This is a genomic window from Aquimarina longa SW024, from assembly GCF_001401755.1.
Lineage (GTDB): Bacteria > Bacteroidota > Bacteroidia > Flavobacteriales > Flavobacteriaceae > Aquimarina > Aquimarina longa.
The window spans coordinates 1-12,861 of the sequence record NZ_AVQK01000048.1 but is presented as its reverse complement, the minus strand read 5'-3'; the positions used below and the strand labels follow the sequence as shown (position 1 = coordinate 12,861).

The 12,861-nt window shown below is 34.0% G+C and carries 2 protein-coding genes; both read left to right on the top strand.

Annotated elements, in window-relative coordinates; translation table 11 throughout:
- A partial coding sequence (locus tag N456_RS08350) for a non-ribosomal peptide synthetase (RefSeq protein ID WP_148639251.1) occupies positions 1 to 2,676 on the top strand: 2,676 nt, incomplete at its 5' end.
- Between the two features lie 8 nt (positions 2,677 to 2,684).
- Positions 2,685 to 12,861, top strand: a 10,177-nt coding sequence (locus tag N456_RS08345) for a non-ribosomal peptide synthetase (protein WP_148639250.1), incomplete at its 3' end; no start/stop codon positions are given.

Genomic DNA, 12,861 nt, shown 5'->3' with positions numbered 1-12,861 from the left:
TTTCCTGAGTTGACATTACAGTATGCTGATTATGCTTTATGGCAACGTTCTTATGTTGATGGATCGGTGTTAGATGCTCAGTTATCGTATTGGGAGGAGAAGTTATCTGATGTTTCTCCATTAGTTTTACCTACGGATTATGCTCGTCCTTCTGTACAGAGTAGTGAGGGTTGTGGTCTTGAGTTTGAGTTAGACAAGGAGTTGTGTGTTGATTTGGCATTGTTAAGTAAGCAAGAGGGAGTTACAATGTTTATGTTATTGCTATCAGGCTTTAAGGTCTTGTTATCACGATATAGTGGTCAGGATGATATTTGTGTAGGTACTCCTATTGCCAATAGAACACAATCGGATTTAGAGGGTATGATTGGTTTCTTTGTCAATACATTAGCCTTGCGTAGTGATTTAAGTGGAGATCCAACGTTTAGGGAGGTATTATCTCGTGTTAAGGAAACAACCTTAGGAGGGTATGATCATCAATTAACGCCTTTTGAGAAAGTAGTAGATCGTATAGTTCATACTCGTGATATGAGTATGTCTCCTTTGTTTCAGGTTATGTTTGCATTAGAGAATATACCAGAGGAAGAAAATTTAACACTAAACGACTTAAAAATATCCCATTATGAACATGAAGGAAGGACTTCTAAGTTTGATTTGATGTTTATAGCTGAAGAAAATGAGTCAGGAATTACATTTGATATAGAGTATTGTACTGCTTTATTTACAGAAGCTACGATACGCCGTATGTTGGTTCATTATCAAGAATTATTACGTAGTATTGTTTTGGATTGCAGTCAACCCATCTCTAAGTTGTCTTTACTGTCAGAGGTAGAGCGATTAAAAGTTACAGAAGATTTTAATGCCACGGATTTAGATTATTCAGAGGATGATCATCTTATCGATGTCTTTAGATCTCAGGCTTCTAAAACCCCAGATCGAGTAGCTTTAGAATCAGGAGATGCATTGTTAACATATGGAGAATTAGAAGATGCTTCTAACAGGATGGTTACATACTTAGATTCAGAAGGTGTTGAGTCAGGTACCCATGTAGGAATTTTATTCGATAGAGATTTTGATATGCTTATCAGTATGTTAGGAATACTAAAACGGGGTTGTGCTTATGTTCCTTTAGATGCTTCTTTACCAATGGATCGTTTGACTCATATTATTGAAGATTCAGGGATCACCCATATTTTATATGCAGATGAATCATTACGATCATCGATAGGGGTTTCAGGAATTCGTTATTTATCAACTACTGCGCTTTCAGATTATGTAGCTAGCAAAGAATACTTTAGCCGTGATCACGATAGTATTGCCTATATTATGTATACTTCGGGTAGTACAGGAATTCCTAAAGGTATTTTAATTACTGATAGTAATATTCTAACGTTAATTAATGATCCCGGAGCGATTCAGATTAAATCTACGGATCGTGTTCTTCAATGGTCTAACTATGCTTTTGATGGTTCGACCTATGAGATCTATGGAAGCCTTTTAGGTGGAGCAAGTCTTCGTTTGATTTCTAAATCTGTAGCTTCAGATGCGATTGCATTAAGCGATGAGATTTCTTCTAAAGAAGTGAGTGTTGTATTTATGACCACTGCATTATTCAATTCCATGGTAGATTATGGACTTCCTAATTTTTCGAGTTTACGATTATTATTATTTGGTGGGGAACAGATTTCATTGCCTCATGCTCGCAAAGCATTAGCTATTTTAGGACCAGATCGTTTGATTCATGTGTATGGACCAACTGAGACTACGGTTTATGCTACCTATTACCCAATCAATACTATTTCAGATACAGCGTATACGGTTCCTATCGGTTATCCATTATCGAATACACGTACTTATATTTTGAGTAGTTCTCAGGAAGTTTTACCAATAGGAGTTAGTGGCGAGTTATGTATTTCGGGTACAGGACTTGCTAAAGGATACTTGAATAGAGAAGATTTAACTAAGGAGCAGTTTATTGCTCATCCATTTAAAGAAGGAGAGCGTTTATATAAGACAGGTGATTTAGCCCGATGGTTACCTGATGGTAGTATAGAGTTTGTAGGCAGGATTGATCATCAGGTTAAGATTCGGGGGTATCGAATAGAATTAGGAGAGATTGAGAATGTTTTATCGTCTCATCCTTTGATTAGTAGTAGTTGTGTTGTTGCCCATACGGATACCTCGAATAACAAGAGACTGGTTGGTTATATTGTCTCAGAGGATGAATTGAATAAAGAAGAAACCTATGATTATTTAAAGAGCAGGCTTCCAGAATATATGATTCCACAGTTATGGGTGAATTTAGACGTTATGCCAATTACTAATAATGGTAAGATTAATAGACAATTGTTGCCAGAGCCCGATATGTCTACTTTGTCTACCCAAGAATATGTTGCACCCCGAAGTGATAGGGAGAAACAATTAGTAACTATTTGGCAAGAGTTATTGGGCATTGATCAAATAGGAATACATGATAACTTTTTTGAATTAGGAGGGCATTCTATACTTGTTATACAAATGGTGTCTAGAATTCGTGAAGAAATAAAAATAGAGATTGCAATTAAAGATGTATTTGAATTCAATACTGTAGAAGAACTAGCTTCTTGTATAGAGTTTATAGAATTGGATTTAAATCAAAGTGATACTACAGAAGAATATAATGTAACTATTGAAATATAATTTTAGTGATGGACATAAGTGTTTTAGATATTATAAAAGAAGCAAATAACAAAGGGGTTAAAATAGTACTAGATAAAGGTTCTTTAAGTGTAAAGTCCACTACTGAAATCGACGCTACTTTAATTCAAAAAATAAAAAATAACAAAGCCTCTATAATTGAGTATCTTGAAAAATATCAAGGAAGAAATAAGGTGGCTGTATTAGAAAAGATTACACCTTACAATCGAGATGTTACAAAACATATTCCACTATCTTTTAGTCAAGAACGTTTATGGTTCTTAGATCAACTGCATGGGCGTAGCCAGGAATACCATATTCCGGTCGTATTACGATTAAATGGAGATTTGGATATAACGATTCTAGAAACTTCTCTACGTACAATAATTGATCGGCATGAAGTATTGCGAACAGTAATTTATTCAGAAGAAGGAATTGGATTTCAGAAAATTATCTCTTCTGATGATTGGAGTTTAACTAAAGTAGTATTAGATGAAAAAACAGATGTAGAAGCAGCAATTTTTTCTTTTTTAGAAATTCCTTTTGATTTGTCTAGCGATTATATGCTTCGTGCATGTATTTATGATTTAGGAGAGGATGCCTATGTATTAGCTTTAGTGTTTCATCATATTTCTAGTGATGGTTGGTCACAAAGTATTTTGGTTTCAGAATTCGCAGAATTGTATAGTGCGTTACAATCGGGACAAGAAGCAAAACTCCCAAAGTTATCACTACAGTATTCAGACTATGCTTTGTGGCAGCGAGAATATGTAGATGGAACTGTCTTAGAGAATCAGTTACTATATTGGGAGGATAAATTAAAAAATGTTTCACCATTATTATTACCTACAGATTATGCACGACCATCAGAGCAAAGTAATGCGGGATCTAGCTTTTCTTTTGAATTAGATAAGGAACTAAGTGATGCTCTTAAAGCTCTTTGTAAGGAAGAAGATATTACTCTATTTATGATGTTGTTATCTGCTTTTAAGGTATTGTTGTCACGCTATAGTAATCAGGATGATATCTGTGTAGGTACACCAATTGCCAATAGGACACAATCGGATCTAGAAGGTATTATAGGTTTTTTCGTTAATACCTTGGCATTACGCAGTGATTTGAGTGAAGATCCAAGTTTTAAAGAAGTATTACAACAGGTAAGGAACACTACTTTAGGGGGATATGATCATAATTTAGCTCCTTTTGAAAAAATAGTAGATCGTGTTGCGAAGAAAAGAGATATGAGTATGTCTCCTTTGTTTCAGGTATTATTTGCATTACAAAACGCTCCAGAAGAAGGAAATGTAGATCTAGAAGGGTTATCCTTTAGTCCTTATGAATATACTGAGAAAACTTCTCAATTTGATTTAGTTTTAACAGCAGAAGAAGCTGAATCAGGGATTTCTTTACGAATGGAGTATTGTACAGCATTATTTAAACAGGATACGATCCGGCGTATGATGGTGCATTATAAAAATCTGATAAGTAGTATTGTATCTGATGTTACCCAAAGTATCAGTTCTTTATCGATACTTTCGAGTTCAGACGAGCATCAGCTATTATCAATTTTTAATGCTACAGAGATTAACTATCCATCAGATAAAACTCTTATTGATTTATTTACTGATCAGGTCAATATAGCTCCAGATGCCATCGCACTAGTATTTGAAGAGCGCGAAATGACATATAAAGAATTAGATGAAGCATCTAATCATTTAGCTCATTATCTTTTGTCTGTTCATAATATAGCTTTAGAAGATTTAGTAGGAGTAAAACTAGAACGTAGTGAATGGTTAATTGTAGTAGTATTAGGAGTACTAAAATCAGGAGGTGTTTATTTACCTATTGATCCTAGATATCCAGAGGATCGAATATCTTACATAGAAAAAGATAGTGATTGTAAGATAATTATAGATGAGCCATTTTTAGAATCTTATATACAACAAGATACAAAATATGCTTCGACACTTCCAGAAATAAATATAAAGACAGATAATCTTGCTTATGTTATTTATACTTCGGGTTCTACAGGGAAGCCTAAAGGAGTATTGATTGAACATAAAGGTATTGTTAATACGATTTATTCACAAATAGATGTTTTTACAATTACACCAAATTCAAACTGCCTTCAATTTGCTAGTCAAAGTTTTGATGCTTCAATTTCAGAAATATTTATTTCTATTTTAGGAGGGGCGACTTTATATATTATAGGAGAAGATAAAAAATCAGATCTTGCTTATTTTACGAATTTTATAACGACAAATAAGATTACTTGTGCGACTCTGCCTCCTGCTTTTTTTAGATTACTTGATGTATCTGATCTAGTAGGTTTTGATACGTTAATTACAGCAGGAGAGGAAGCTCCGCTAGGTCAAGTGCTAGCATTTATAAACCAAGGAGGAAGATATATTAATGCATACGGTCCTACAGAAACGAGTATTTGTGCAACAACTTTTCAGGGTGATTTTACAACCAATGTTCCTATCGGAAAACCAATAGCTAACACCCAGATATATATAATTGATAAAAATCAAAGTCTATTGCCTATCGGGGTTATAGGAGAATTGTGTGTTGGAGGAGCTGGTTTAGCAAGAGGATATTTAAATCGAAAAGACTTAACATCAGAGAAATTTATAGATCACCCTTTTGAAAAAGGAAATCGTATATATAGAACAGGTGATTTAGCACGCTGGCTACCTAATGGAGATATAGAGTTTGTAGGAAGGATAGATGATCAGGTAAAGATTAGAGGTTATCGTATAGAGTTAGGTGAGATTGAAAATATTTTATCGTCTCATCCATCAATTACTAGTAGTTGTGTTTTGGCTCGCAAGGATAATTCTGATAATACTCGTTTGATAGGTTATATTGTTGTAGAAAATGATTTAGATAATGAGACAATACAAGAGTATTTAAAAGAGAAACTTCCGGAATATATGGTTCCCCAATTATGGGTGGAATTAGATAGTATTCCATTAACTAGTAATGGTAAGATTGATAAAAAAGTCTTGCCAGATCCAGATATGTCTACCTTGTCAACAAAGGAGTATGTTGCACCAAGAACAGAAATAGAAGAGCAATTAGCACATATTTGGCAAAATTTATTAGGCTTGGATCGAGTAGGGATATATGATAATTTCTTTGAACTAGGAGGACATTCGTTATTAGTTGTTCAATTAATTGCTCATTTGCAGAAGAAAAACTTTCAAATTAATGTAAAAGAAATTTTTGCGCATCCAACAATAGATGAATTAGCAATAAAACTGAATCATGGAGTACAAGTTTATGAAGCTCCTGAAAATGGGATAGCGGTAGACTGTGATTATATTATGCCTGAGATGGTTCCACTGATTGATTTTAATCAAGAAGTTTTAGATCTTATTATGGATCGTGTTGTAGGAGGAGCCTCAAACATTCAGGATATATATCCATTAGCACCATTACAAGAAGGGATTTATTTCCATCATTTAATAAGTAATAAAGAAATTGGAGATGTTTATGTTTCTCCTAATCTAATTTCATTTAGTGATATAGATAAGAGATCACAATTTATAGAAGCCTTAAAATTTGTAATAGCCCGCCACGATGTTTTGAGAACTTGTATCTTAAGTGAGGGTCTTCCACATGCTGTTCAAGTTGTATTACGTGAAGTAGAAGTTTCTGTAGAAAAAATGGAAGTAAGTTTAGATGGCTCAAAAAGTTTATTGGAAGAATTAGAAGCAATAATGACCTCAGGAATAGAGTGGATTGATCTATCAAAAGCGCCAATGTTGCAACTAAAAACCGTTGAAGATAATGAAAAAGGAGAGTATTATATTTTAATGAATCAACATCATATTATTATAGACCATGTTGGTTTAGAAAAAATTACAGAAGAAATTATTGCATATATATCAGGAGAAACGGCAAAACTTGAAAGCCCTGTTTTATATCGAAATTTTATCGCTCATACCTTATACCAGCAAACTATAAATGATAGTGAACCTTATTTTCGTTCACGTTTAGAAAAGATTACAGAACCTACATTTCCATTTGGTTTGTATGATTTGCAAGATGGTTTACAAATTAAAGAATTAAATTATGAGTTATCAGACGATTTATCAAGTAGAATTCGTAAAGTTGCTCATGAGTTACATATGAGTCCTGCCACTATTTTCCATGCTGCTTGGGGGATTGTATTAGGGGTTTGTAGCAATCAAGACCATGTTATATTTGGGACAGTAGTATCAGGTCGTTTACAAGGATCTATAGGGGCTAATCGCTCTTTAGGATTATTTATTAATACGCTTCCTTTGGTATTGGAACTAGAATGTACTATACCTGAATATTTTGCACAGGTCAATAGAGAATTACATGGTTTATTATCTTATGAGCAGACATCACTTACTGATATTCAGAGTTGGAGTAATTTTGATAAAGGAGTTCCATTATTTAGTGGATTATTAAACTACCGTTATTCTACAGTCAATGATGATACAGATGATGATTTTGGTATAGATTATATAGGAGGACATGAGCGTACGGATTATCCTCTTGATTTGAGTATTGATGATTTTGGTAAAGATGATGGATTTGGATTTACTATGCAGGTAGATCCAATGCTCGATCCTGCTCGTATTATTTCTTATATGGAGGAAGTATTATCTAAACTGATAGATGGTTTTTATAACAATTCAGAAATAGCAGTTAATACACTTAGCATTGTACCAAAAGAAGAACAAGAGATATTGCATCTTTTTAATGCTACAGCAGTTGATTATCCATTGGATAATAATGTTATAAATTTATTCGAAAAACAAGCTCATAATACTCCTGATGCTATTGCTTTAGTATTTGGTGATCAACAATTAACATATAAACAACTCGATGAAAAATCAAATCAATTAGCTCATTACTTACGTGAGAAAGGAGTTAAGGAAGAAACTCTAATTGGCATTTGTATTGAACGTTCATTAGAGATGATGGTTGGTATTTTAAGTATTCTCAAAGCAGGAGGCGCTTATGTTCCTATAAAACCAGATTATCCAGAATCACGTATTTCACATATTATCAATGATACTAAATGTAATGTAGTACTTACAGATATTTCTACTATAGAAGTTTTAAGTAATTTATCAGATATAGATAAAATCATAGTAGATAGTGATGAGTATATGACCTATCCTCAAACTGCATTAGGAGTGTCTATTTCATCAGGATCATTAAGCTATGTTATCTATACCTCAGGTAGTACAGGTGTTCCTAAAGGAGCTATGATTGAGCATAGAGGCTTATTGAATCATCTTTTGATTATGATTGATGAGTTAGAGATGGACTCTACTAGTGTCGTAGCATTTACAGCGCCATTTACTTTTGATATTTCTGTATGGCAATTATTGAGTGCTTTATTATCTGGAGGACGTGTTGTAATGTATAGTGAGCGCCAGATTTTGGACGCTACGGTTTTACAAGAGTCATTATATGATGATGGCGTGACACATCTTCAATTAGTACCGTCGTATGTGTCTGAATTATTAGATGTAACATCTAATAAGGACTTATCACAATTACATTATTTTTTAGTCACAGGAGAAGCTACACAACATTCATTATTATCACGTTGGTTTTCTCGTTATCCAGAGATTCCAGTAGTAAATGCTTATGGTCCTGCAGAGGCGGCTGATGATGTGAGTCTTCATATTATGAGAGATTTACCAAAAGGGTCAGTTATTCCTATAGGAAAACCCGTAGCAAATATGCAATTATATGTAGTTAATCCATCAAATCAGTTATGCCCAATAGGAGTAATTGGAGAATTATGGGTTAGCGGAGTAGGAGTTGGTCGAGGATATATAAATGACCCAGAGAAGACAGCGAATAGTTTTATAGAAAATCCATTTACTGATAGTATATATAAGGTATATAAAACTGGAGATTTAGGGCGTTGGTTACCCGACGGAACCTTAGAATTTGTCGGTAGAATTGATGACCAAGTAAAAATTCACGGATATCGTATAGAATTAGGAGAAATAGAAAACGTACTGTTAATGCATGACAGCATTCAACAGTGTTGTGTTTTGGCTAAACCAGATAGTTCAGGGAATAATTATTTGATTGGTTATGTAGTTACAAAACAGGATTTCAACAAACAAAGTATCCAAGAGCATTTAAAATCCCAGCTTCCGGAATATATGATCCCTATGATTTGGTTAGAATTGGATGTTATGCCATTAACTAGTAATGGTAAGATTGACAAAAAAGCATTACCAGACCCAGATACATCTCAATTATCAATGCAGGAATATATTGCTCCTAGAAATGATATTGAAGAAAAATTATCAATTATTTGGAAAGAAGTATTAGACATAGATCAATTAGGGGTATATGATGATTTTTTTGAGTTAGGAGGGCATTCATTGTTAGCAACTCGTTTAATCTCTATGATTCGTACAGAATTGGATTTAGAAGTGGAGATTGCGGATATCTTTATGCATACTACAATAGAAGCTTTAGCACTTCACTTATCAACACAAGGAAAAACCGTTTTATTACCGTCTATAACAGCATATAAAAAGCCGGAACGAATTCCATTATCATTTAGTCAGGAACGTTTATGGTTTATAGATCAATTACAAGGTAGTATTGATTACCATATACCAGTCATATTAAAATTAGATGGAGTTGTAGATACGAGTATTCTAGAAACAGCATTACAAAAGATAATTACTCGTCACGAAGTATTACGTACTATAATAAAATCAGACAATGGTATTGGATACCAAAATGTGATACCTGTTGATAAATGGAGTTTAGATACAGTTGTATTGGATGTTGATCAGGATAATATAGAAGAAACGATTACTTCCTTTGCAGAAACTCCGTTTGATTTATCTTCTGATTATATGCTTCGTGCTTGTATATATGATTTAGGAAATGCTCATTATATACTGGCAGTAATTTTCCATCATATTGCTAGTGATGGTTGGTCAGAAGGAGTATTGGTTTCAGAGTTTATGGAGTTGTATAATACTTTAGTAGAAAACAAAGACGTAGTTCTTCCAGAACTACCTATACAATATTCCGATTACGCACTTTGGCAACGAGAGTATGTAGATGGTACTGTTTTAGAAAATCAACTGTCATATTGGTATGATAAATTAAATGGGGTTACGCCTCTATTACTACCAACAGATTACATACGTCCTTCAATTCAAAATACGGCAGGAGCTAATATTAGTTTTGAATTAGATAAAGAATTAACTACTGAATTATCTGTGTTATGTAAGGAAGAAGGAGTCACAATGTTTATGGTATTGTTATCGGGCTTTAAGGTATTGCTGTCTCGATATAGTGGTCAGGATGATATCTGTGTAGGTACTCCGATTGCGAATAGAACACAATCGGATTTAGAAGGAATGATTGGATTCTTTGTCAATACGTTGGCATTGCGTAGTGATTTGAGCAAAGATCCAAGTTTTAGAGATCTCCTATCAAGCATTAAAGAAACAACTTTAGGAAGTTATGAAAATCAATTGGCTCCTTTCGAGAAGGTAGTAGAGCGTGTTGCAGATACCAGAGATATGAGTACGTCTCCTTTGTTTCAGGTTATGTTTGATTTACAAAATATTCCTGAACAAGAAGAAGGAATAACACTAAAAGATTTAAAAATAGATACGTATGATGAGTATACAGGAAATACTTCTAAGTTTGATTTGAATTTAACTGCAGCAGAAAGTGACTCAGTTATTTTATTAAGTATGACTTATCATATCGCTTTATTTACAGAAGCTACGATACGTCGTATGTTGGTTCATTATCAAGAATTATTACGAAGTATTGTTTTGGACTGTAATCAATCCATCTCTAAGCTATCTATATTACCAGAGGCGGAACGATTAGAGATTTTAGAGGATTTTAATGCTACGGATTTAGATTATTCAGAGCAGGGTCATCTTATTGATGTTTTTAGAACTCAGGTATCACAAGATCCAGATCGTGTAGCTCTAGAATTAGGTGAATCTACTCTTACCTATAGAGAATTAGAAGATGCTTCTAACCGAATGGTTACGTATTTAAGATCTGAAAATATTGATCCCGGTAATCATGTAGGAATTTTGTTCGATAGGGATGTTGATATGCTTATTAGTATGTTAGGGATATTAAAATCAGGATGTGCCTATGTTCCTTTAGATGCTTCTCTACCGATGGATCGTCTGACTCATATTATCGAAGATGCAGAGATCACCCATATTTTATATGCAGATGATGTATTACGTTCTAGTTTAGATATTTCAGGAGTTCATTATTTATCAACTTCAGTGGTTTCAGATTATGATGCTACAGTAGAGGTACTAGATCGATCTATGGATAGTACTGCCTATGTTATGTATACTTCTGGTAGTACTGGAGTTCCTAAAGGGATTATGATTACCGATCGTAATATTTTGACTCGGATTAATGATCCAGGAGCAATTCATATCAACTCTACAGACCGAGTTCTTCAATGGTCAAATTATGCTTTTGATGGTTCGACCTATGAGATCTATGCCAGTCTTTTAAACGGAGCTAGTTTACATTTGATTTCTGGCTCAGTAGCTTCCGACGCAATAGCTTTGTCAGAAGAGATTAAATCTAAAGAATTAAGTGTTGTATTTATGACTACAGCCTTGTTTAATTCATTAGTAGATTATGGACTCCCTTCAGTATCAAGTTTACGATTATTATTATTTGGAGGAGAGCAAGTTTCATTGTTTCATGCCCGCAAAGCGTTAGAGGTTTTAGGACCAGATCGTTTGGTTCATGTATATGGACCAACTGAAGCTACTGTTTATGCTACCTATTATCCGATCAATAGTATTTCAGATACTGCTTATACAGTTCCTATTGGTTATCCATTATCGAATACGTGTATTTATATTTTAAATAGTTCTCAGGAAGTTTTACCAATAGGAGTTAGTGGTGAGTTATGTATTTCGGGGACAGGACTTGCTAAAGGATATTTGAATAGAGAAGATTTAACTAAGGAGCAGTTTATTGCTCATCCATTTAAAGAAGGAGAGCGTTTATATAAGACGGGTGATTTAGCCCGATGGTTACCTGATGGTAGTATAGAATTTGTAGGTAGGATTGATCATCAAGTTAAGATTCGAGGGTATCGAATAGAATTGGGAGAGATTGAGAATGTTTTATCGTCTCATCCTTTGATTAGTAGTAGTTGTGTTGTTGCCCATATGGATACCTCGAATAACAAGAGGTTGGTTGGTTATATTGTTTCAGAGGAAGGTTTGGATAAAAAAGAAATTTATAATTATCTAAAAAAGAGTCTTCCAGAATATATGATTCCTCAATTATGGGTCACTTTAGAAGCTATGCCATTAACCAGTAATGGTAAGATTGATAAGAAGGAATTACCAGAACCAGATTTATCTAGTTTATCCACTCAGGAATATATAGCTCCAAGAAATGAGACTGAACTACAATTGTCAATTATTTGGCAAGAACTACTAGGATTAGATCAGGTGGGTGTGTATGATGATTTCTTTGAATTGGGCGGTCATTCGTTATTAGCGACTCGTTTGGTTTCTATGATTCGTAAGGAATTAGGAATTGAAGTTTCGATTCGTTCAATTTTCATGTACAGTAAATTAGAAGAATTAAGCACTCATATTTCTACGGTATCTGATACTACTTTATTACCAGCTATTGTTGCTCAAGATCGTCCAGATAGGATTCCATTATCCTTTAGTCAGGAGCGTTTATGGTTTTTAGATCAGTTACAGGGCAGTTTAGAATATCATATGCCTATTATATTGCGATTAGAAGGAGATTTAAATGTTACTGCTTTAGAAACTTCTTTTCAAACTATAGTTGATCGTCATGAAGTATTACGTACAGTTATTTATTCAGACGATGGTATTGGGTATCAAAAGGTGATTCCATCTGAAGAGTGGCAATTATCAAAAGCTAAGTTAGAATCCGAAGAAAATCTAGAAAGAGAGCTTTCTTCCTTTTTGAATATTCCTTTTGATTTATCGAAGGATTATATGTTTCGAGCATGTTTATATGATTTAGGAGATAATAATTATGTACTAGCAGGTGTTTTTCACCATATTGCTAGTGATGGTTGGTCTAATGGTATTTTAATATCGGAATTTTCAGAATTGTATAGCGCTATTGTTGCTGGGCAAGATCCTTCTCTTTTGGCTTTAC